Source organism: Sphingorhabdus sp. Alg231-15, from assembly GCF_900149705.1.
Classification (GTDB): Bacteria; Pseudomonadota; Alphaproteobacteria; order Sphingomonadales; family Sphingomonadaceae; genus Parasphingorhabdus.
This window is the reverse complement of the sequence record NZ_LT703001.1, coordinates 999,582-1,020,115: the sequence shown is the minus strand read 5'-3', so window position 1 is coordinate 1,020,115 and position 20,534 is coordinate 999,582. Positions and strand designations below refer to the sequence as shown.

24 protein-coding genes are annotated in these 20,534 nt (G+C 52.7%); 18 read left to right on the top strand and 6 right to left on the bottom strand.

The window, feature by feature from the left end; translation table 11 throughout:
* Positions 1–65: 65 nt before the first annotated feature.
* The 12 genes from DG177_RS04980 (at position 66) to DG177_RS04925 (ending at position 9,795) form a co-directional block, all read left to right on the top strand.
* Positions 66–752, top strand: coding sequence for a PEP-CTERM sorting domain-containing protein (locus DG177_RS04980; protein WP_108810484.1), 687 nt, complete (start codon positions 66–68; stop codon positions 750–752).
* A gap of 129 nt (positions 753–881) precedes the next feature.
* Positions 882–2,528, top strand: coding sequence for a tetratricopeptide repeat protein (locus DG177_RS04975; protein ID WP_108810483.1), 1,647 nt, complete (start codon positions 882–884; stop codon positions 2,526–2,528).
* A 73-nt stretch (positions 2,529–2,601) separates the two neighbouring features.
* A complete protein-coding gene (gene guaA / locus DG177_RS04970; RefSeq protein WP_108810482.1) occupies positions 2,602–4,161 on the top strand; it encodes a glutamine-hydrolyzing GMP synthase in 1,560 nt (519 codons plus the stop codon).
* A 20-nt stretch (positions 4,162–4,181) separates the two neighbouring features.
* Positions 4,182–4,574, top strand: coding sequence for a hypothetical protein (locus DG177_RS04965; RefSeq protein ID WP_108810481.1), 393 nt, complete (start codon positions 4,182–4,184; stop codon positions 4,572–4,574).
* Between the two features lie 30 nt (positions 4,575–4,604).
* The gene (locus DG177_RS04960) at positions 4,605–5,612 is read left to right on the top strand and encodes a zinc-binding dehydrogenase (protein WP_108810480.1); all 1,008 of its coding nucleotides are present in this window, start codon (positions 4,605–4,607) and stop codon (positions 5,610–5,612) included.
* A complete protein-coding gene (locus DG177_RS04955; protein ID WP_337658524.1) occupies positions 5,602–6,408 on the top strand; it encodes an endonuclease III domain-containing protein in 807 nt (268 codons plus the stop codon). Before DG177_RS04960 ends, DG177_RS04955 begins: the two co-directional genes overlap by 11 nt.
* Positions 6,405–6,818, top strand: a complete 414-nt coding sequence (locus DG177_RS04950) for a GNAT family acetyltransferase (protein ID WP_337658523.1) — start codon at positions 6,405–6,407, stop codon at positions 6,816–6,818. The genes DG177_RS04955 and DG177_RS04950 overlap by 4 nt, the downstream gene beginning before the upstream one ends.
* Before the next feature lie 104 nt (positions 6,819–6,922).
* On the top strand, positions 6,923–7,381 hold the full coding sequence (locus DG177_RS04945) for an AAC(3)-I family aminoglycoside N-acetyltransferase (RefSeq protein WP_108810478.1): 459 nt from the start codon (positions 6,923–6,925) through the stop codon (positions 7,379–7,381).
* A 114-nt stretch (positions 7,382–7,495) separates the two neighbouring features.
* On the top strand, positions 7,496–7,864 hold the full coding sequence (locus tag DG177_RS04940; RefSeq protein WP_108810477.1) for an ArsC family reductase: 369 nt from the start codon (positions 7,496–7,498) through the stop codon (positions 7,862–7,864).
* Between the two features lie 34 nt (positions 7,865–7,898).
* Positions 7,899–8,441 carry a metal-dependent hydrolase gene (locus DG177_RS04935; RefSeq protein ID WP_337658521.1) on the top strand — a complete coding sequence of 181 codons (543 nt, stop codon included), beginning with the start codon at positions 7,899–7,901 and terminating at the stop codon, positions 8,439–8,441.
* Positions 8,408–8,692: a DUF427 domain-containing protein gene (locus DG177_RS04930; RefSeq protein WP_108810475.1), complete on the top strand. Its 285-nt coding sequence runs from the start codon at positions 8,408–8,410 to the stop codon at positions 8,690–8,692. Before DG177_RS04935 ends, DG177_RS04930 begins: the two co-directional genes overlap by 34 nt.
* Before the next feature lie 77 nt (positions 8,693–8,769).
* Positions 8,770–9,795: a glycerophosphodiester phosphodiesterase gene (locus tag DG177_RS04925; RefSeq protein WP_337658520.1), complete on the top strand. Its 1,026-nt coding sequence runs from the start codon at positions 8,770–8,772 to the stop codon at positions 9,793–9,795.
* On the opposite strand, the gene DG177_RS04920 is transcribed toward DG177_RS04925, so the two are convergent.
* Entirely contained in the window at positions 9,777–11,003 is a 1,227-nt protein-coding gene (locus tag DG177_RS04920) for an MFS transporter (RefSeq protein ID WP_108810473.1), read from the bottom strand. The genes DG177_RS04925 and DG177_RS04920 overlap by 19 nt on opposite strands.
* Positions 11,004–11,128: 125 nt before the next feature.
* On the opposite strand from DG177_RS04920, the gene panB reads away from it, so the two are divergent.
* The 5 genes from panB to DG177_RS04895 all read left to right on the top strand — a co-directional run bounded on the left by panB (position 11,129) and on the right by DG177_RS04895 (position 16,277).
* The gene (panB, locus tag DG177_RS04915; protein ID WP_108812781.1) at positions 11,129–12,001 is read left to right on the top strand and encodes a 3-methyl-2-oxobutanoate hydroxymethyltransferase; all 873 of its coding nucleotides are present in this window, start codon (positions 11,129–11,131) and stop codon (positions 11,999–12,001) included.
* Positions 12,002–12,156: 155 nt separating this feature from the next.
* A complete protein-coding gene (locus tag DG177_RS04910) occupies positions 12,157–12,942 on the top strand; it encodes a tetratricopeptide repeat protein (RefSeq protein ID WP_337658519.1) in 786 nt (261 codons plus the stop codon).
* On the top strand, positions 12,942–14,288 hold the full coding sequence (locus DG177_RS04905) for an outer membrane protein assembly factor BamB family protein (protein WP_108810472.1): 1,347 nt from the start codon (positions 12,942–12,944) through the stop codon (positions 14,286–14,288). The genes DG177_RS04910 and DG177_RS04905 overlap by 1 nt, the downstream gene beginning before the upstream one ends.
* Before the next feature lie 30 nt (positions 14,289–14,318).
* Complete coding sequence (gene der, locus DG177_RS04900) at positions 14,319–15,710, top strand: ribosome biogenesis GTPase Der (RefSeq protein WP_108810471.1); 1,392 nt, start codon at positions 14,319–14,321, stop codon at positions 15,708–15,710.
* A gap of 129 nt (positions 15,711–15,839) precedes the next feature.
* Positions 15,840–16,277 carry an Hpt domain-containing protein gene (locus DG177_RS04895; RefSeq protein WP_108810470.1) on the top strand — a complete coding sequence of 146 codons (438 nt, stop codon included), beginning with the start codon at positions 15,840–15,842 and terminating at the stop codon, positions 16,275–16,277.
* Positions 16,278–16,279: 2 nt separating this feature from the next.
* On the opposite strand, the gene bfr is transcribed toward DG177_RS04895, so the two are convergent.
* From bfr to DG177_RS04875, 4 genes are all read right to left on the bottom strand, one after another.
* Positions 16,280–16,756 (bottom strand): bacterioferritin, encoded by a 477-nt coding sequence (gene bfr, locus DG177_RS04890; RefSeq protein WP_108810469.1) that lies wholly within the window; start codon positions 16,754–16,756, stop codon positions 16,280–16,282.
* Between the two features lie 118 nt (positions 16,757–16,874).
* Entirely contained in the window at positions 16,875–17,045 is a 171-nt protein-coding gene (locus DG177_RS04885) for a (2Fe-2S)-binding protein (protein ID WP_108810468.1), read from the bottom strand.
* Positions 17,046–17,111: 66 nt separating this feature from the next.
* Positions 17,112–18,362: a DUF418 domain-containing protein gene (locus tag DG177_RS04880; RefSeq protein WP_108810467.1), complete on the bottom strand. Its 1,251-nt coding sequence runs from the start codon at positions 18,360–18,362 to the stop codon at positions 17,112–17,114.
* A gap of 42 nt (positions 18,363–18,404) precedes the next feature.
* Positions 18,405–19,079 (bottom strand): nitroreductase family protein, encoded by a 675-nt coding sequence (locus tag DG177_RS04875; RefSeq protein ID WP_108810466.1) that lies wholly within the window; start codon positions 19,077–19,079, stop codon positions 18,405–18,407.
* 225 nt (positions 19,080–19,304) lie between these two features.
* Between DG177_RS04875 and DG177_RS04870 the strand changes: the two genes are divergently transcribed.
* Entirely contained in the window at positions 19,305–20,093 is a 789-nt protein-coding gene (locus tag DG177_RS04870; RefSeq protein ID WP_337658518.1) for a Coq4 family protein, read from the top strand.
* A 14-nt stretch (positions 20,094–20,107) separates the two neighbouring features.
* On the opposite strand, the gene DG177_RS04865 is transcribed toward DG177_RS04870, so the two are convergent.
* Positions 20,108–20,530, bottom strand: coding sequence for a hypothetical protein (locus tag DG177_RS04865; protein WP_108810464.1), 423 nt, complete (start codon positions 20,528–20,530; stop codon positions 20,108–20,110).
* Positions 20,531–20,534: the final 4 nt, after the last annotated feature.

The window sequence follows — 20,534 nt, the reverse complement described above, 5'->3', positions numbered from 1 at the left end:
CAGTTGTTAACGTTGAATTGTCCGAAGCCGATAGATGAAATGATCAGAAGAACAGGGCAAAACTCATGCGCAAGATTACCATAGCAACATTGACCGCCATTGGCCTCGCTGCCGCTTATGCGACACCGGCATCTGCAGGCGTTATCGATTACGCGGCAACCAACTATACCGGCGGCTCTTGTAAGCATGGTCTCTACACCGGTAATGTCGGTCGAGGTTGCAACCGGCGCTATTCTTTCCAGGACGGCACCACATTCAGCCATGATACTGATGCGCAGACTGCAACACTGACTGGCACCGCAATTAACGGTTCTGGTCAGGTGGCAACGTTGGACCTGAACTTCAGCAATTTTCTCGAGACAATCGCGAATACACCATTTGACTACAAAAACGGCGGTGGCAATTATGATCCGCTAACCGACACGCCAGACATTGACTTTTTCACCAATGGATCCGGAACAATCAGCATTGACGGTGCGGTATATACCTTAAACCCGAACGACCCTTTTGCGGGTAATACAACCTTGCAATTTGGCCCTGGGGCAAATGACAAGAACAGTAATTTCGGCGGTTCGGCATGGTTGAACATCCTTAACCCAAATGGGCATGCGGTTCGGCACTGGGATATCAATTTCAATCTCGAAAAAATCGCATCGGAAGTGCCGGAGCCGGGTGCTCTGGGTCTCCTCGGCCTTGCGGTTGGTGGCCTTTGGGCCGGAACCCGGCGGCGGCGCAAAGCGCTGGCTGCTTAAACAGCCTCACTTATTAACGACTGAAACCGGGTGGCCCAATCAGCGCCCGGTTTCTTTTTGCCCTGCTTTCAGGTTCTTTCAATCGTTGGTTTAGGCTTTTCTAAAGGCTTTTCTGGTTATCAGAGGCAGATGATTCATCTGCCAAAAACCGCGATTACGGCTTCACTTCTTGCCATAGCGCTTTCGCTTGGCGCCTGCACGTTGGGTGAGGGCGATCCAATGGCCGATGCTGAAGCGGCTTTTGCCAAAAATGACTATCGCAGCGCGCGTATACATTTGCTTTCCGCGCTGCAGGAAAACAGCGCTGATCCAGCAGCTAACCTGCTATTTGCGAAAACACAGCTGCGCCTGGGCGACGGTGTTGCGGCAGAGGCAGCGTTGGAGAAGCTGGCCGATAGCGCACAATATAAGGCAGAACTGCCCAGCCTGATGGCGCATGCGTTGCTGCTCCGGGACATGCCGGAACGTGCATTGATGCTGACTGAAAATCCGGATCCAGATCATGTCAGCCTGACCTATTGGGTAAAGGCGCAGGCCCTGCTGCAACTCGACCGTAAAGAGGAAGCTGTGGCAGCACTGTCGGAAGGTCTTGCCGCTGCGCCCAACGACCCAGTATTACTCGCATTGCGTGGCAATTACGAGATTGACAACCGCAATATCAGTGCCGCGAGGCAGACTGCAGCCTTGGCGCTTAAACATGGACCAGATAATCTTGATGCTCTGCTGCTGTCTGGCCAACTGGCTCTGATGCGTCAGGACTTACCAGCTGCAAAAACTGTCTTTGATAAGGCATTGAAGCTCTATCCTGACAGCGTCACTCCGCTCTTTTCAGTCGCTGCGGTAAATGCTGACCTTGGTGACGATAAAGCGGCAAAGGCCGGTCTGAAAAGAGTGCTGGATATTGCCCCAGGGCATCCGATGGCGCTGTTCCTGATGGCAAGGCTGGCATTCAATGACGGCGAAATCGACCGCGCCCACGAACTGGTTCAGGGCGCCGGAGAGACGCTGAATGATGTTCCGGGCGTGGCCTTGTTGCGCGGAGAGATTGCCTATCTGAAAGGCAATCACGAGCAGGCGATTGACCAGTTGCGCAGATTTCTCCTCGATATGCCGGGTCATGTGCAGGGGACAACCGTTCTTGGTCACGCGCTTGCAGCAGCTGGGAATGAACGGGAGGCCTATCAGCTGGTCAAGCCAGCGGCCAACCGAGCAACGGCAACTCCGCAATTGCTCGCTCTGGCGGCCAAGTTGGGCGATCTCCAAGATGATCCGTCAGCAAGCAGTTTTGCCGAACGCGCTAAAGCTCCGGGGGGACGGGATGATATCGCACTGAAAATGACCGAAGCGGGGCAGGCGATCGCCAATAAGGAATGGCAAAAGGCAGATAGCATCTATGCCGATCTGCGGGCATCCGGCCTTAGCAGCAATGCGATCATCATGAACAATAGTGCGCTCGTCCAGCTAGAGCTGGGCAACAAGGCGGAGGCCGTCAAATTCGCCCGCGCCGCTCTTGCTCTGACGCCCGATGACCCCAATGTCATTGACACGCTCGGTTGGACCCTACTGCAATCAGGTCAGGACATTGGTGAAGCGTTACAGCTGCTGCGCCAAGCGTCGGCGCGTGCACCAGGAAATCTGGAGATTCGCTGGCATCTTGCCAATGCGCTTGCTGCCAATGGAAAAAATACCGAAGCAAAGCGGGTCATCTCTGGCCTGAAAGCCTTCGCAGGCAGGGAACAACAAGCACAGATCGACCAACTGCTCGCCCGGCTTTGAATAAAGGTCAAAATCTGTTCAATCCGCGCGACAACCTATAGACTCTCCGGGCGCATCGGATTAAGCGCTCATCATGTCTATTGCCCATGAAGAAACCATCCTGATCGTCGATTTCGGCTCTCAGGTCACGCAGCTTATCGCCCGCCGGGTTCGTGAAGCGGGGGTCTATTCGGAAATCGCCCCGTTCAACAATGCCGAGGAGGCGTTTGCACGGATGAAGCCTAAGGGGATTATCCTCTCTGGCGGTCCGGCAAGTGTCACCGAGGACGGCAGTCCGCGCATTCCGCAAGCGTTTCTCGATGCCGATATTCCGGTTCTCGGAATCTGTTATGGCCAGCAGGTCATGACGACGCAATTGGGCGGTCAGGTTGAGGGCGGCGAAAGCGGCGAGTTTGGCCGGGCCTTTATCGAGATTTCGGAAAGCTGCGTTCTATTTGATGGCCTTTGGAAGGTCGGTGAAAAGCATCAGGTGTGGATGAGTCACGGTGACAAGGTTACCGAGTTTGCTCCCGGCTTTCGGATTGTCGCGACTACGGAAGGCGCGCCGTTTGCGATTATCGCTGATGATGAGAAACGTTTTTACGGCATGCAGTTCCATCCTGAAGTGGTGCATACGCCTGATGGCGGCAAGCTGATCGCCAATTTCGTCCGTCATGTCTGCGGCTGTGCCGGTGACTGGACGATGGCGGAGTTTAAGGCTGCCAAGATCAAGGAAATCCGTGAACAGGTCGGTGACGGTAAAGTTATTTGTGGCCTTTCCGGCGGCGTTGACAGCGCAGTTGCGGCGGTGCTGATTCACGAGGCGATTGGCGAACAGCTAACCTGCGTCTTTGTCGATCACGGATTGATGCGGCAGAGCGAGGCGGATCAGGTTGTGAGCCTGTTCAAAGGTCATTATAATATTCCGCTCGTACATCTCGACGTCGAGACACTATTCCTGAACGGCCTGAAGGGCGAGACGGATCCGGAAAAGAAGCGCAAGTTTATTGGCAAGACCTTTATTGATGTCTTTGAAATCGAGGCAAAAAAAGTCGGCGGCGCAGATTTTCTTGCGCAAGGCACGCTATACCCAGATGTGATCGAGAGCGTATCCTTTACAGGTGGACCGAGCGTGACGATCAAGTCGCACCATAATGTTGGCGGGCTTCCCGAACGCATGAATATGAAACTGGTTGAACCGCTGCGCGAACTGTTCAAGGATGAAGTGCGCGCGCTGGGCCGCGAGCTTGGTCTGCCGGAGATTTTCGTCGGCCGCCATCCATTTCCTGGTCCGGGTCTTGCCATCCGCATCCCCGGAGAAGTGACCAAAGAACGTTGCGACATTTTACGCAAAGCCGATGCTATCTATCTGGAAGAAATCCGAAATGCCGGATTATATGATGCGATCTGGCAAGCTTTTGCAGTATTGCTCCCGGTGAAGACAGTCGGCGTGATGGGCGATCACCGCACCTATGACAGCGTTTGCGGCCTGCGTGCTGTGACCAGTACCGATGGCATGACCGCCGATGTCTATCCCTTTGACGCCAGCTTCCTGACACGGGTTGCGACAAGAATTGTCAATGAGGTGAAGGGAATAAACCGAGTGGTTTACGATTATACCTCGAAGCCACCGGGAACGATTGAGTGGGAGTGAAGCGGAGATATCTATCCCCATTGGCCCGTTTGCTGGCACTACTTATACCAACGATTAGCCTTGTCATTGTATTTGGTACGGTCGAAGAAATGTATCCCGGCTGGCTGGCACAATTCGCTTCAATGAACGGGTCAGACTTGGCTGACTGGTTTTTTGTCGCCCCGGCATTCATCGCTACGCTTGCCGCTTGGAACGTTCCGTCAAGTTGGCTTGCATATTTGATTGCGGTTGAGGCAGCAGTTTTTATCCCAAATGTGGTTCAAATTATTTATATGGCCGAACAAAGCCACTCTCATCCTTGGATTGGTCTGGCTGGCCTTTATCAGCTTATCTGGCTGTTCTGCGCTCTGGTCATAGGGATGGCGGCGCGCTGGCTTTGGAAGATGCATCAGGCCAATAGAGTTGAAAAATAATTATTCTGAAAAATATCTAGGAGAAAACCCATGAAAGCCATCCAACTTCAAGCTCCCGCATCGCTCGATAATCTCAAATTGGTCGATCTCCCAGAACCTGCCGCCCCGGATGCGGGTGAAATTGCGGTGCGGCTGCGGGCTTCTTCGCTCAACTATCATGATTATGCGGTGGTCAAGGGTATGCTGCCGACGGCCGAAAACCGTATTCCTATGTCAGACGGCGCAGGCGAAGTAACTGCGGTGGGTGAGGGGGTTACCGAGTTTAAAGTTGGTGATGCAGTGGTCTCGACCTTCTTTCCCGACTGGATCGATGGCACCCCGCCCGAAGGCGGGTTCCAGCGCGTGCCCGGTGACGGGATTGATGGTTACGCTTGTGAACAGGCGGTTGGCCCGGCCACAGCCTGGACCCATGCGCCTCAGGGCTATAGCGCTGCCGAAGCGGCGACGCTGACCTGCGCGGGGCTCACTGCCTGGCGAGCCCTGTTTGTTGATGGCTCCGTAAAACCGGGCGATACAGTGTTGGTGCAAGGTACCGGCGGCGTTTCGATATTTGCGTTGCAATTTGCCAAAGCGGCAGGCGCGACGGTAATTGCAACGTCTTCATCCGACGAAAAACTGGAGCGGCTCAAGGCGTTAGGCGCGGATTATTTGATCAACTACAAGGACGTCGAGGCCTGGGGACCAAAAGTGCTTGAGCTTACCGGCGGTAAGGGTGTCGATTGCGTGGTTGAAATTGGCGGTCCGGGCACGCTGGACCAATCCATGATGGCTACACGCATTGGCGGGCATATTGCACTGATCGGTGTACTGACCGGATTTGCCGGGCCGGTTCAGACCGGTTTGTTGATGGCCAAGAACCTACGCGTGCAGGGCCTGACCGTCGGAAGCCGCGCGCAGCAGCTTGATATGATTGCGGCGATAAACGTCAATGGCATCAAGCCGGTGCTCGACAAGCATTTCCCGCTATCGGATTTGGCCGACGCCTTCCGTCATCAGGAATCGGGCGCGCATTTCGGAAAAATAGTGGTTGATATCTGACTATCGCGGCTGTCTGTCCGCGACCACCTTGTCATATGCAGGGTCTCAAGGCATCCTGCGTCCCATGCAGGCGACCTTTGACTTCGATTCCCGACCCGCTTTGCTGGATCGGATCCAGCGGCAACTGATCGCACAATTCGGGCGGATTGTGCGTCCGGCGAACAAGCGCCGCGACCCGGTCTGGACATTGGTACAAGGTGTAATTGGCGCACGAACGAAAACGGCGGTGTCCAACGCTTCAACCGATCGCTTGCTGGCGGATCTGGGTAGTTGGGAAGCTGTTGCAGGGCAGCCCTTGGAAGCACTTACAGATTCTCTGGCAAATCAAACTTTTCCGGATCTGTCGGCAAGCCGGTTGCAAGATTGTCTCACCGAAATCATCAGGCAATGCGGGGCGGCTGATCTGCCTCATTTGATGGAAATGGAAACTGCAGAGGCGATGGCATGGCTGGAAACTCTGCCCGGTGTTGCGCGCAAGATCAGTGCTGGTGTGATGACCAACAGTATGTTGGAACGCAAGGCGTTGGTCATCGACACGCATCACCGCCGGGTGGTTCAGCGCATTGGACTGGTGCCTGCCAAAGCGGATACGGCGCGAGTCTATGACATTTTGATGCCTGTTCTGCCACCGGACTGGACAGCAGCGGATGTCGATGAGCATCATCTGCTGGTAAAACGGCTGGGCCAGATCCACTGTCGTCCGTCCCGCCCCGATTGTGCAACTTGTCCAGTCCGTGGTGACTGTCAAACTGGCCAGGATGCTGGAGTGCGGCATCATGAGAGTGCAGCATCGTGAATAGGACGCGTATTGCGGTTGCGGATGATTGCGATGCGGTCTTGTCGCTTTGGGAGGCCTGCGATCTTACTCGCCCGTGGAATGATGCTGCGGCCGATTTTACGCGGGCTGTGGAGAACCCGGCGGCTGATATCCTGTGTCTGGAGAAGGAGGGGCATCTGATGGCAACAGTCATGGTGGGTTATGACGGCCATCGCGGCTGGGTCTATTATCTCGGTGTGGCACCAGACAGCCGTATGCACGGTCTGGGACGAGAGATGATGTTAGCAGCAGAGCATTGGTTGCTTGAACGGCGTGCGCCAAAAATCCAGTTGATGGTGCGGGAGGATAACGAGCAGGCTATCGGGTTTTATGAAGCGCTTGGATATGAGGTGCAGCCGGTCGTGACCATTGGCCGGCGGTTTGAATAAGTGCTGCTGTTGATGCAAACGGGATATTCCAGGTTAGTTTCGTTTAGCATGATCCGTGTTTCTGTTATGTAGGAGTGATCATGCCTGAAGTTTCACCGCCCCCTATGATCCGACAGTTAACCTCAGAAGATACAGAGCTCGCACGCGGCCTGTTAGATATTTTCGGAACGGCATTTGAGGAAGAAGAGACCTATGATTCCGCGGCATCCGGCGACGCCTATCTCCAGAAACTACTGGCCCGTGAGCACTTCATTGCACTTGTCGCGTTAGTAGATGGAGAAGTTGTCGGCGGGATAGCGGCCTATGAATTGGAAAAACTGGAGCAGGAGCGCTCCGAGATCTACATCTACGATCTGGCGGTTCTTGAGAACTTTCGCCGGAAGCATATCGCGACAAAGCTATTCGACGCCGTGCGCAAAATCGCATCGGAGCGAGGTGCTTGGGTGGTCTTTGTACAGGCGGATCATGGGGATGATCCCGCTATTGCCCTCTACACCGGCCTTGGAACGCGTGAAGATGTACTGCACTTTGATATTGCTGTTGAAGATAAAGAGCAGGGCTAGGCTGATCTTCTAGAGATTGGCTCTTGCGCAGCGATTATTTCTGGCTAATCCCTTTGGAGAGTGCGTTGCTGATCCAAATAATGAGCAATGTCAGAAAACAGGATGAGTATAGTCATGGCTAACGAAACAAAAATGTATGGTATTTCCAATTGCGACACGATCAAAAAGGCACGCAACTGGATGGAACGAAACGGTATAAACTATGTCTTCCACGACTATAAAAAGTCTGGGATCACCAAGGACAAGTTGGAACTCTGGGTGATGCAGGTTGGCTGGGAGCCGTTGCTCAACAAGCGCGGTACGACGTTCAAGAAGCTACCAGATATGATGAAAGAAAATATCGATGAAAACAGCGCCATCATGTTGATGGCGGAAAACCCAAGCATGATCAAACGCCCGGTTCTTGAGCATGGCGACGAACTTGTCGTGGGTTTCAAAGCCGCAGATTATGAGGCGGCCGGTCTGTCGGCGCGCAACAGTTAGAATGCTCAGGTAGCGCGGGCTAATGCCGACGATAATGTCACATGCTGCAATTCCGATTGCCGGAGCATTGATGTTGGGACGAGGTCGTCTATCGGTTCCGGTAATCGGGACCGGAATAGTCTTCGCGATGCTGCCCGACGCAGATGTTATCGGCTTTGGCTTGGGGATCGACTATTCCGATAGCTGGGGGCACCGTGGGGCAAGTCACTCACTGTTATTCGCGGCCATTTCCGCTCTGTTGGCAGTCGCGTTGATTCGTCCGGGACGCTATGTCGTTGCCGGAATTTTTCTATTTATTTCTATGGCTTCGCACGGGCTTCTTGATACAATGACTAACGGCGGATTGGGGGCAGCCCTGTTTTGGCCATGGGATGAGACCCGTCATTTCGCACCGCTGACGCCGGTCGCCGTATCGCCTATCGGGATATCGAATTTTATCTCTGCGCGGGGCATGAAAGTGTTACAATCGGAAGCTATATGGATATGGACACCGCTGACTTTGTCGGTCACGATAGTCCTGGTTCTGAAATATTGGAGAATGAGATGGTTACGGCAAAATGGAACGGCGCGACAATAGCAGAAAGCGACGACACAGTAGTGGTTGAAGGCAATCACTATTTTCCTCGTCATGCCGTCAAATCGGATTGGCTAACAGACAGCGAGAAAACCACCTTTTGTCCTTGGAAAGGAACAGCCTCTTATCACACATTGGTCATTGATGGGCAGACCAACCCTGACGCGGCATGGTATTATCCCGAACCAAAAGACGCAGCACACGAGATTAAGGACCGGATCGCTTTCTGGAACGGCGTCGAAGTGTCAGATTGATGTCCGGGCGCGTTCTTCTAACTCTTTCGATACTGGTCTTAGCCAGTGCTTGCAGTGCCCAACCGGAGAGTAGTGACATGCCATTGAAAGATGCTGCTACCCTGTCCGGTAATCCACCTATCGTCATCGCGCATCGCGGAGCTAGCGGGGATACGATTGAACATACATTGGAGGCTTATCAGCGGGGCATCGATCACGGTGCCGAGTTCATCGAACCGGATCTGGTATTGACCAAAGACGGCGTGCTGATTGCTCGGCATGAAAACGAGATTAGTGGTACGACAAATGTTGCGGATAAACCGGAATTTGCCGAACGCAAAACGACCAAGACGATTGACGGACGGGATTATACCGGTTGGTTTACCGAAGATTTCACGCTGGCAGAGCTAAAAACATTGCGTGCAAAAGAGCGACTTCCGGACGTCAGACCTCAAAACACGCCCTATGATGGGCAATTCGGAATCCCGACTTTCGAAGAGGTGCTGCAACTGATCAAAGCACATGAAACGAAAACGGGCGAACGGATTGGTGTTTACCCGGAAACCAAGCATCCATCTTATTTTGCTTCCATTGGCCTGGCTCATGAACAACCGATGCTGGCGTTGCTCAAAGAATATGGTTTTGAAGGTGCCGATGATCCGGTGTTTATTCAGTCTTTCGAGGTTGGAAACTTGCAGGCACTGGACAAAAAAACGGACATCCAGCTGGTACAACTTGTTGCGGATCAAGGCGGACCCCCCGATTTACCGGAAATCCTTTACGCGGATATGGTGACTGAGACCGGGCTCTCAGAAATCGCTAGATATGCGGATGGCATAGGGCCATCCAAAAATCTGATCATTGGTCGCGACGATCAAGATCGTCTGAAGAAGCCGACCAGCCTTGTCGCAGACGCACATGCAGCCGGCCTTTTGGTTCATCCGTGGACCTTCCGTATCGAGAATGTGTTCCTACCCACGGAGTTTCAGGGCGGCTATACGGCATCGGCTATTGGGGATGTGAAGGCTGAAATTAAAACCTATCTGGCAACCGGAATCGACGGACTGTTTAGTGATAACCCGAGAGAGGCAGCTCTAGCTGTTGATCAGTTAGGGGCTGAGTAATAGCGCCGGACCGTGACAATATAGATGAACACCGAAAGCGCCATCAGCGCAGTTCCGACAAGGAAAGGCGCGCCCGGAAAATAAATCCCCTCTGCATCGGCATAGGCGCCAAAAATCATCGTCATGACCACCGGGCCGAATATCGAGGTCAGGCTGATCATGCTGGCAACCGCTCCTTGCAATTCACCCTGAGCGTCTTCACTAATCCGGCTACTCATCATCTGCTGCATGGCAGGGAAAGCAAAGCCGCTCGCCGCTCCTATGATGATGCCGATATAGACAAAGGCATCTGACGGAGCAAAGGCGAAACAAAGATAGGCAGGCATGCCGAACATGAGGCTGATCAAGGCCGTTCGTCGCTCGCCAACCCGTGCAATGACAGGGCCAGTCAGAACACCTTGGACGAGCGCCAACAATATACCGAAGAGGGCAACACTGAGGCCAATTTCCAATTTGCTCCAGTCAAACCGTTCGATCAGCCAATAGGCCCAAACCGCGATCTGCGCCTGTGCTGCGAGCTGAAGCACGAAGATAGCTGACAAAAAGCCAATGACGAGAGGTGTTTTCGACATTTGCATAATGCTGCCCATCGGATTTGCGCGGGAGAGGGAGAAGGCCCGGCGTTTGTCTTCCGGTAATGTTTCTTTCAGGATCACGATGCCAATGGCCGTACCGATTAATGCCAATATAGATGCCGCAATAAAGGGCAGCCGGTCACCATATTCCCCCAATATGCCACCAAGCCCAGGTCCGATAACGAAGCCAAAGGCGCCAGCGCCGCCCAATATACCGAAAAACTTGCCGCGCTCTGCAGGTTTAGCGACATCGGCCACGCAGCTATTGGCCGCCGCCCAGCTTGCGCCCATGATGCCGGATATGATCCGGCCGATAAATAGCCAGACCAGGTCAGGTGCCCACGCCATGATTGCATAGTCGAGTCCGAGGAGAAACAATGTCGTCAGCAAGACGGGGCGTCGTCCAAAACGGTCGCTCAACCCACCAATTACCGGGGCAAACAGGAATTGCATCATTGCGTAGGAGAATAGCAGCCATCCACCAATTTCAGCCGCGCGGTCAATCGATGCGCCGGTGAGGTCGGTGATAAGCGAAGGCATGACAGGCAGTATCAAGCCAATGCCCATCATATCGATGAACACAATGAACGCGACAAACAGCAATATAGACTGCGGCTTTCGGGCCGGTGCCATAAATTATTCCAATGATCTGGAGAATTAAATTGTGGAAGTGAGTCGTGAGATGCCTATTTGATGCCGCATTTTCCGATTAAACGCAACGCTGGCCTTATTGCTTTGCCGGAGTTATGAAACCAGCCATGTCCACAACCTATAAACTAGACACGTCCACAAGTCGTGCCAATCCGACGCCGAAGCCGCTGAAACGGTTGACGGTTCCCGCTATTCAGCGCCGCAAGTTTGAAGGCAAGACAGAAGAGCCTTTGGTAATGCTGACGGCCTATACCGCTCGCACAGCCCAATTGCTGGATGCGCATTGCGACATGTTGCTGGTCGGAGATTCTCTCGGTCAGGTGATATATGGCTTGCCTTCGACGCTGCCAGTCACGCTTGATATGATGTGCAACCATGGCGCCGCTGTTGTGCGGGGCAGTTACCATAGCCTTGTTATTGTTGATATGCCGTTCGGCTCCTACGAAAAATCACCAGAACAAGCCTTTGAATCGGCCAGCAGAATCATGTCGGAAACCGGATGTGCCGCGGTTAAGCTTGAGGGCGGGCAGTCAATGGCTTCCACCATCTCTTTCTTGGCGCAGCGCGGTATTCCGGTGATGGCGCATATTGGTCTGACGCCGCAGGCCGTCAATGCGCTTGGCGGCTATGCTGCACGTGGCCGGAGCCAGGAAGAGCATGAAAAAATTCTTGCTGATGCCAAAGCCGTTGCGGATGCCGGTGCTTTTGCAATGGTGGCTGAAGGCGTGTTGGAACCGATCGCTATCTCTGTAACCAAAACCGTAGATATACCGGTTATCGGCATCGGCGCCTCGCCGCAATGTGATGGCCAAGTCCTCGTGACCGAAGACATGCTGGGCATGTTTGAGCGGACCGCACGTTTTGTAAAACGCTATCACAACATCTCCGAAAATATTGAACAAGCTGCTGCGAGCTATGCTGATGATGTGCGTAATCGCAGTTTTCCAGGACCTGATCAGCTTTATCAGCCGAAAAAATGACCTTAAACCTTTGGTTTTAACAACCAATCGTTCAGCATCTGGAAATGGACGATATACTTGGACTTTCTGCATGTCATCGCTAAAGGACTAGCGAAAGAATTTTGGGAGGCATATCATTGCTTCTCAACGCAGATTAAACATTGAAGGAGGCCAGGTTGGCCAAAGACGACAAAGATACACCTGAAGAACAGCCAGACCGCCAGGAACAGGTGTTCATGCGGGAAGTGGATGATGCTGTTCGGGAGGATGATCTTAAGAACTTCGGACGCCGTTACGGCATCGGGATTGGCGTCGCCGTAGTGGTTGGTCTGGCGTCTCTGGCTGGCTGGATATTCTATAATAACAGTCTCGAGGAAGAGGCTGGCGTACGCAGTGAGGAATATGTCGCTGCGATTGATAGCGTGAAGCGCAACAATCTGGATGGTGCCGCAACGGCTCTCAAGCCTATCGAAGAAGCAAATCAAAAGGGTTATAAAGCTGCGTCAAAGATGATGCAGGCGAATATTGCGCTGGAAAAACAGGACCCCGAATCTGCCATTGCCGGATATAAGGCAATCGTTGCTGATACAGATTTGCCACAGCCTTTTCGTGACCTGGCGCTGATCCGCCAGACGACCGCTGAATTTGACAGCTTGAAGCCTCAGGAGATTGTGGATCGTCTCAAACCGTTTGCTGTGCCAGGCAACCCGTGGTTTGGGAGTGCTGGCGAAATGGTCGCGCTGTCTTATCTGAATTTGGAACAAGCTGATTTGGCCGGACCATTATTTGCTCAGCTTGCCAAGGATGATAGCGTGCCGCCAACCATCCGCTCTCGTGCTTTGCAGATGGCCGGAGTGCAGGGTATTGATGCAGTAGAACTGAATAGCGATGGAGAAGTTGGTCCCGCCGTTGCGGCTGCAGATGCAGCAGGTTCAGGGGCGAGTGAGGGAGAGACAGAGTAATGATTTCGGTTAAGAACAAGCATGTTGCAAAGATTTGCGCTGGACTGATTGCTGTATCCCTTTTGTCTGGCTGTGCCATATTGAACGGTGGTGGTGACAAAAAGAAAGATACGCCAACGCTGGGTAAGCGGACCAATATCCTTACCGGCGAAAGTGGTGCTGAAGTGGATCCCGCATTGGCTGGTATTTCAGTCATTGTGCCGGCACCGCGTGCCAATGCCGATTGGGCGCAATCTGGTGGTAATGCCGGAAAATCGGTCGGTCATGTCGCTTTGGGTTCGGCGTCTTCCCGTATCTGGACAGCGGATGTCAGCGGAACAACCAAGCGGGAACGTTTGGCGGCCGCGCCGGTTGTCTCTGGTGGACGACTCTTTGTCGTCGACACCGAAGCTATGGTCCATGCTTATGATGCGGAGACCGGAGCGAAGGTTTGGTCAACGCGGATTGAGGTCCAGGATGATGGCAAGCCGTCTCGTTTTGGTGGTGGTGTAAGCGCGCAAGGCACCATGGTGTATGCAACCAATGGTGTTGGCGACGTCGTGGCATTGAATGCGTCTGATGGAAGTCAGCTTTGGAAAGTCCGTCCAGCAGGGCCGCTGCGTGGCGCACCAACGATTTCCAATGGTAATGTCTATGTGATGACGCAGGACAATCAGATTTATGCGCTGAGCCAGGCGGATGGATCGGTACAATGGAATGAAGCTGGGACCGTTGGTCTGGCGGGTATTTTTGGCGTTGCGGCTCCCGCGGCAGCGCAAGGTACAGTGATTGCGGGCTATTCATCTGGCGAACTGACCGCTTATCGCTATGAAAATGGCCGTAATCTATGGAATGATGCGTTGGCTCGAACGAGTATTTCAACGTCAGTAGCCACGCTTTCCGATATTGATGCCGATCCGGTTATCGATCGTGGCCGCGTGTTTGCACTGGGGCAGGGTGGCCGGATGGCGGCTTATGAGCTGGTGACCGGGCAGCGTATCTGGGAATTGAATATCGCCGGTATTGCAACCCCCGTGGTCGCCGGCGAATGGGTTTTCGTGCTCACTGATGATGCAAAACTGCTTTGTATTGCCAGACCAACCGGGAAGGTCCGGTGGATCAGCCAGCTGGCGGCCTATCGCAACGAAAGTAAGAAGAAAAATCCGATCAATTGGACGGGGCCGGTCTTGGCGGGCAATCGTCTGATTGTGGCTAGCACGGAGGGAGAAGTCGTCTCCGTTTCGTTGGGCGAAGGAAGCAGCACAACCTTGGTTGATCTGAAGCAAGGTGTCTCGTTACCGCCCATAGTGGCTGGCGGGATGCTTTATATATTGGACAATAGTGGACGCATTTCAGCGTTCCGATAGGGTCATCAAGTAAGGAACGGGAACGGCCATATGCTGCCCAATATTGCAATTGTCGGGCGGCCAAACGTTGGTAAGTCCACCCTTTTCAACCGGCTTGTCGGTAAGAAGCTGGCATTGGTTGACGATCGTCCCGGTGTGACTCGTGATCGTCGCGAAGGCGCGGCGAACTTACTTGGTCTTGAGTTTAATATTATCGATACGGCTGGCTATGAAGATGAAGATGCCAAAAGCCTTCCTGGTCGGATGCGGCGTCAGACGGAGTTGGCGGTTTCCGGAGCCGAATTAGCGCTGTTTGTTATCGACGGCCGTGCAGGTTTAACGCCGCTCGACGAAGAAATTGCGCGCTGGTTACGCGGTTCCAAGACGCCTGTGGTGTTGCTTGTCAACAAGGCGGAAGGAAAGGCGGCGGAGTCCGGTGTGCTCGAAAGCTATGCGCTTGGCTTTGGCGACCCGATCCCGCTAAGTGCAGAACATGGCGACGGTATCGCAGACCTGTTCCAAGCCGTGCGCCCTTACATCGAAGCATTCGAAGCCGCTGCGCAGGATGAACCGGTTGACGAAGCAGCACCTTTGAAATTGGCAATTGTTGGTAGGCCGAATGCCGGGAAATCCACGCTGATCAACAAGATGCTCGACGAGGATCGCCTGATTACTGGGCCTGAAGCAGGCATTACCCGTGACAGTATCGCGGTAGAGTGGGTCTGGCATGACGATGCGCTGACCGAAGACGAAAAGCTTGATGGCATAGAACCAGATCGCAAGGTGCGGCTGATCGATACCGCTGGTATGCGCAAACGCGCCAAGGTGAACGACAAGCTTGAAAAATTGTCGGTGGCTGATGCCAAGCGGGCAATTGATTTTGCCGAAGTCGTGGTGCTGCTGCTGGATGCGACTAAAGGGCTTGAGGCACAGGATTTGCGGATTGCCGATCAAGCGATTCAAGAAGGTCGATGTCTGGTCATAGCGATCAACAAATGGGATGTGGCTGAAGGACCGAGCAAGTTGTTCAATGGCATTCGTGCTGCTCTGGATGACGGCCTTGCGCAGGTTCGAGACGTTCCGTTGATCGCGGTATCGGCTTTTACCGGTAAAGGCATTGATCAGTTAATGAAGGCGGCGTTCAACTCGCGGCGAATTTGGTCCCAGAGGGTCGCAACAGGCAAGCTCAACCGTTGGTTCGAAGATGCCATTGAAGACAATCCGCCGCCAGCGCCAGGCGGCAAACGGATCAAGTTGCGCTACATTACACAAGCCAAGACACGGCCGCCTTCCTTTGTCATTTTCGGTACCCGTGTGGACGATCTTCCAGAAAGCTATCGTCGATATTTGATAAACGGTATCCGCCGGGAGCTAGGCTTCGGCGGCGTACCGGTCCGATTGATAATCCGCGCTCCCAAAAATCCCTATCACGACAAGGAATAGCAAAAACTCGCCAAGCCTTTGAATTAAGGGGTGATTGTTTTTCTTTGTGGTAACAAATTTTTTACGGCTCCGCTGCTATTCTCCTGGCTATGGGTATTTTCTCAGCCATTTCTTCTAGGGGTTTGATCCTTGGCGCAGCTTGATAGTGATCTGATTGACTGGACCGTTTATAGCGAGACAAGGTCCTCGCTCGGCCCCGACTTTGTACGCATATTGGGGTATTTCCGAGAAGATGGGACGCAATCCATCGCAAAGATTGAGGCGGCAATGCGGGCGAAGGACGCAGTGCAAATCATTACACCAGCACATAAGCTAAAGGGCGAGTCCCTGCAATTTGGTGCCGTCCGATTGGCTGCCGTCGCGGAGCTCATCGAAATGACCGCTCGAAAATGCGTAGAACATCAGGAAACACCCGATGAAATTATCGAGCAGGTTGTTGGACTACGGCCGTTGTTTGAAGAAACACTGCCTATATTAGAGCATGAAACCAGCCCCGTTATGCAGCGTCAACCCGTAGGGGAAAGACGCCGCTCAAACGGGTTTAGCAGCCACTTCGACCATCGCTGATTTTATTCGGCTGGTTCCGATTGGAGTTGAACATAGTTTTCAATTCCCATGCGCTCAATCATGTCAAATTGCTTCTCCAGCGTATCGACATGTTCTTCTTCGCTTTCCAGGATTTCAGCAAACAGGTCGCGCGTAACGTAATCGCGCACTTTTTCACAATGTTCGATCCCGTCTTTTAGTGGCGGCAAAGCTTCATGCTCAAGGGCAAGATCGGCTTTGAGGATCTCTTCAACAGACTCTCCAATTTTAAGCCGGCCGAGTAACTGGAAGTTGGGCAGGCCGTCCAGGAAGAGAATGCGTTCGGCCAGCTTATCGGCATGTTTCATCTCATCGATGGATTCTTCATATTCAAACTTGGCGAGTTTGCTGACACCCCAGTTATCGAGCATTTTGCTGTGCAGAAAATACTGGTTGATCGCGGTGAGTTCGTTTTTCAGCGCTTCGTTCAGATAGTCGATTACCTTTGCGTCACCCTTCATGGTGTAATCCTTTTCGATGGGGAATAAGTTACCCTGCGCTATACACGAGCACGGTCATGTAGGAAAGGGCTAGTTCCTAGGAAAAGGCAATTATTTCAGTGACTTGATAAAGAGAATGCTAAGCGGTCGCAACTTCGTTTTCGATAATGGTTCGCGCAAACGATAGGCATTGGCCGCATTTTGGCTTCCGCCCGAGCTCAGCATAGACCTCACTCGGCTTCTCAGATCCGTTACGAACCGCGGCTCGCAGGTCTTTTTCCTTAATCGCATTGCAAACACAAACAACCATATGGGCTCCTTATGCGACTCGTATATAGCTAATGAGAATAGATCGCAATAGCAAAAACACGCCTGTTCACAATCGATTGGTGATTTTTATCGATTGGACCTCCATCCGTGACAGTGATCGCCAGAGCCACTCCAGAGGACCGTAGCGGAAACGCATGAGCCAAGGTTTCGACCATAGCAGCATGATAATCCATGCGCTGGGCACGAACAGATAAAGCTCAGCGCGGTCGATCGTTCCGTAGAGTCCTAAACCCCAACCATAGAAGATGAAGGTCATGAATATGCTGGTGCCGAGATAGTTGGTAAAGGCCGCACGACCGGCTCCAGCTACCCTGTGCAGCAGAGCGCTGTTAGAGAATGTTTGGATAAGTAATATGAGCAGGGCTGCATAGCCGATTGTCATCAATAGTCGCGATGGCGCGGACCAGGCTATGCTTGTGTTAAAGGCAACCAACGGATCAGAAATATTTAAAAACATGAAGATGGCCAATGGGACGAGTAGCAGCAGGCCGATGCCGGTTAAGCGGATGCCGAAGCTCTTGTACCGCTCAATTTCCCATTCACCCGTCATGAAACCGTTTTTATAGAGTGCCATGCCAATCATCATGAACGGCAGTGTTTCGGTGAAATTCAACAAGATTAAACCCAGCGGTCCCCATAGGTGCTCGGCGAATTTGTCGGCAAGAATAGTCGCATAGCTACCTTGATGAATGGCGATATCTTTGGCTAACGCTGCTCCGCTAGTCGCAATGTCTTTCATGGCTTCCTGATATTCTAGATCCATGGACGAACCCGGCCCGGCTTCCAAAGCAAGATATTGCAGGTAAATCAGGCTGCCAGTGAATAACAGATTGATGGCAAATCCTATGGCATAGATTATCAATCCGACACGGATCAGTTTTTTGCTTTCCCAATCGGCCATAAAAAATGCGATGCAACCGACGGTAGCATATAAAAATAATATATCGCCCCACCAGATCAGAAAATAGTGAGCGAGTCCAAAAACGGCAAGCCAGAGCATGCGGGAATAGTGGACCTTTGCAGGGTTTTCTCCCTTCACTGCGGCGCGCTCAATGACCAGCATCATACTGGCCCCGAACAGGATGGTGAAGAGCCCTCGCATTTTGCCATCAACCAGGATGAACGATAACAACCACGCGACAATATCCGGAGTATCGGTGCCGCCATAAATTGCAGGACTGAAATAGGCCATTTCCGGCATCGAGAAGGCGATAATATTCATCAGCAATATGCCCATCACCGCAAAGCCGCGCAGGGCATCAAGAGTAAGGTAGCGCGTGGTCGTGGTGGCGTTCATTTCAGGTCCTTCAATCAGGTAGCGATAGGCGTTTCGGAAAATTCACAACCAGCTTGCAATGGCGTCCAGCGGTTTCTTGATCGTGGCATGAACAGGGATGGTTGCATCTGGTGCCGGCTTTCCGACGACGAGCACCATCATCGGTTTTTCATTGGCCGGCCGTTCGCACAGTTCGTTGAGGAATTTCATCGGATTAGGCGTGTGGGTGAGTGTAGCGAGCCCGGCATCATGCAGGGCGGTAATCAGCATGCCTGTAGCAATACCGACGCTTTCATTGACATAATAGTTCTGCTTCATCTCGCCCGGCAACATGCCGCCCTTTCGCTGGCCAAATATGACAATCAGATAGGGTGCGGTTTCGAGAAACGGCTTGTCTGCATCCGTGCCCAGCGGGCCAAGCGCCTCCAACCATTCATCACTGGCTTTATTCTCGTAAAATTCGCGTTCTTCGGCTTCCGCTGCCTCGCGCAATGCCTTTTTCTTTTCAGGAGATTGGATGACCGCAAAATGCCAAGGTTGGTGATTGGCCCCATTGGGTGCGGTCCCGGCGGCAAGCAGGGCATTCTCGATCACTATCCGCGGTACTGTTTCATCGGTAAAATAGCGGCAGGTGCGACGCACTTTTAAGGCATCATAAAAAGCCTTGGATCGCGCGATGCGTTCCTCGTCAGAATATTCAGGCAGCTGGGTATAGGGCAGAGTATCGTGTGGTTTCATCCCGTTTTTCCTCCACGCCGCGAAGTTTCGGGCGCGTAATATCATTCCAAAGTTCACACAAGTCTCACCCCCTTTTTTCTCTTGTGGAGGTTGAGCAAGTGATCAGGTTTTCTGTTGAACGGCTTAAACGGGAAGCGGTGCGTAGGAAAGCAATTATCTACTATTGACATTGATGTTAGTAATCGATATCAAGTCTTTAACAATAGCCAATTAAGCGATTCCTTTATGACAGTTTCTCCGACAACAATGCCTTTGCTCAATACCAAACATGCGCCGCCGAAAATTCGTCCGATAAAGGCGTTCCGGCATTTCCGCAATTTGATCGCGGACAAGGAAGATACAGCGGAGGTGTTCCACATTATCGAGGCGCTTGCCGGCAAAGCCTTTATCCGTAACGCCAAACGCTTTCTGAAAACTCCCCATGCGCAGGAATTGATGGAGCGCAATGTCGATTTGCCAGCGATGCTGGATGATCATGACAAATTGCGTGAACTTCCAGCCGACAGTCTGGGGCAGGCCTATGTCCGTTTCATGAAGAAGGAAGGCCTGACAGCCGCTGGACTGGTTGCAGAATTTGATCGCTATGGCGAGACATATGAAAAGCGTAACGACATTACCGAATGGTTCGGCAACCGGATGCGGGACACGCATGACTTGCTTCACGTTCTGACCGGCTATGGCCGCGATGCGCTGGGAGAGCAATGTGTGCTGGGCTTTACCTATAGCCAGAACCCCAATCTTGGCGTGTTGTTCATTGCTTATGCAGGTGCGCTGGAAATGAAGAAGCAGGCACCAACGGATGCACCTGTTTTGAAAGCTGTTCGCGAAGGACAAAAACTGGGCAAGGCAGCCAAGCGACTAGCCTATTATGATATCGAGAAGATATTGGCGATGCCACTTGATGAAGCCCGCGCATTTCTGAACATAGGCGAGCCGGTGTACTACAAGCAGGCACATGCAGCCTATGAAGCACAAGGTATTGATCCTTATAATTTGCTGGGTCAGCCAGCATAGGTTTGCAAGCGGCGTTATTGCGCCGCTTCTATTTTTTTTACCAAGACATCATATCCGGTAATGGAGCGATCAATTTCGCTCTTTGCACTGGTCAATTTTTGCGATGACTCTTCCACTTTCTGTTCGAGTTGGCTGGCGCGCCCGCGGATTTGCGGATTGGTTCGCGACCACGTTCTGAGATCGGAAAGTGTCTGATCAACAGCCGCCTGCGCTTCGGCGACTTCGGTTCTCGCTGCTTCTGCCTGATCGCGCATCTCTTTGGCTTGCAATTCCACTTCTACGCCAAAGGCACTGAAGCGACCGATATTTGTTTTGCCGAGCTGTTCTCCAAACTGGATCGGGAAAAACAGGAAAAAGATGACTATACCCAAAACGACCAGATCGCGGATGAGCACGAGCGCATTCTTGCAAATCTCTGTCCAATGTAATTCTGTCATGGCG

Excerpts from the sequence above, each read along its gene's own strand:
- DG177_RS04980 (WP_108810484.1), top strand. The coding sequence starts at position 66 with ATGCGCAAGATTACCATAGCAACATTGACCGCCATTGGCCTCGCTGCC.
- DG177_RS04975 (WP_108810483.1), top strand. The coding sequence starts at position 882 with ATGATTCATCTGCCAAAAACCGCGATTACGGCTTCACTTCTTGCCATA.
- guaA (WP_108810482.1), top strand. The coding sequence starts at position 2,602 with ATGTCTATTGCCCATGAAGAAACCATCCTGATCGTCGATTTCGGCTCT.
- DG177_RS04960 (WP_108810480.1), top strand. The coding sequence starts at position 4,605 with ATGAAAGCCATCCAACTTCAAGCTCCCGCATCGCTCGATAATCTCAAA.
- DG177_RS04945 (WP_108810478.1), top strand. The coding sequence starts at position 6,923 with ATGATCCGACAGTTAACCTCAGAAGATACAGAGCTCGCACGCGGCCTG.
- DG177_RS04940 (WP_108810477.1), top strand. The coding sequence starts at position 7,496 with ATGGCTAACGAAACAAAAATGTATGGTATTTCCAATTGCGACACGATC.
- DG177_RS04935 (WP_337658521.1), top strand. The coding sequence starts at position 7,899 with ATGTCACATGCTGCAATTCCGATTGCCGGAGCATTGATGTTGGGACGA.
- DG177_RS04930 (WP_108810475.1), top strand. The coding sequence starts at position 8,408 with ATGGTTACGGCAAAATGGAACGGCGCGACAATAGCAGAAAGCGACGAC.
- DG177_RS04925 (WP_337658520.1), top strand. The coding sequence starts at position 8,770 with ATGCCATTGAAAGATGCTGCTACCCTGTCCGGTAATCCACCTATCGTC.
- DG177_RS04920 (WP_108810473.1), bottom strand. The coding sequence starts at position 11,003 with ATGGCACCGGCCCGAAAGCCGCAGTCTATATTGCTGTTTGTCGCGTTC.
- panB (WP_108812781.1), top strand. The coding sequence starts at position 11,129 with ATGTCCACAACCTATAAACTAGACACGTCCACAAGTCGTGCCAATCCG.
- DG177_RS04905 (WP_108810472.1), top strand. The coding sequence starts at position 12,942 with ATGATTTCGGTTAAGAACAAGCATGTTGCAAAGATTTGCGCTGGACTG.
- der (WP_108810471.1), top strand. The coding sequence starts at position 14,319 with ATGCTGCCCAATATTGCAATTGTCGGGCGGCCAAACGTTGGTAAGTCC.
- bfr (WP_108810469.1), bottom strand. The coding sequence starts at position 16,756 with ATGAAGGGTGACGCAAAGGTAATCGACTATCTGAACGAAGCGCTGAAA.
- DG177_RS04885 (WP_108810468.1), bottom strand. The coding sequence starts at position 17,045 with ATGGTTGTTTGTGTTTGCAATGCGATTAAGGAAAAAGACCTGCGAGCC.
- DG177_RS04880 (WP_108810467.1), bottom strand. The coding sequence starts at position 18,362 with ATGAACGCCACCACGACCACGCGCTACCTTACTCTTGATGCCCTGCGC.
- DG177_RS04875 (WP_108810466.1), bottom strand. The coding sequence starts at position 19,079 with ATGAAACCACACGATACTCTGCCCTATACCCAGCTGCCTGAATATTCT.
- DG177_RS04870 (WP_337658518.1), top strand. The coding sequence starts at position 19,305 with ATGACAGTTTCTCCGACAACAATGCCTTTGCTCAATACCAAACATGCG.
- DG177_RS04865 (WP_108810464.1), bottom strand. The coding sequence starts at position 20,530 with ATGACAGAATTACATTGGACAGAGATTTGCAAGAATGCGCTCGTGCTC.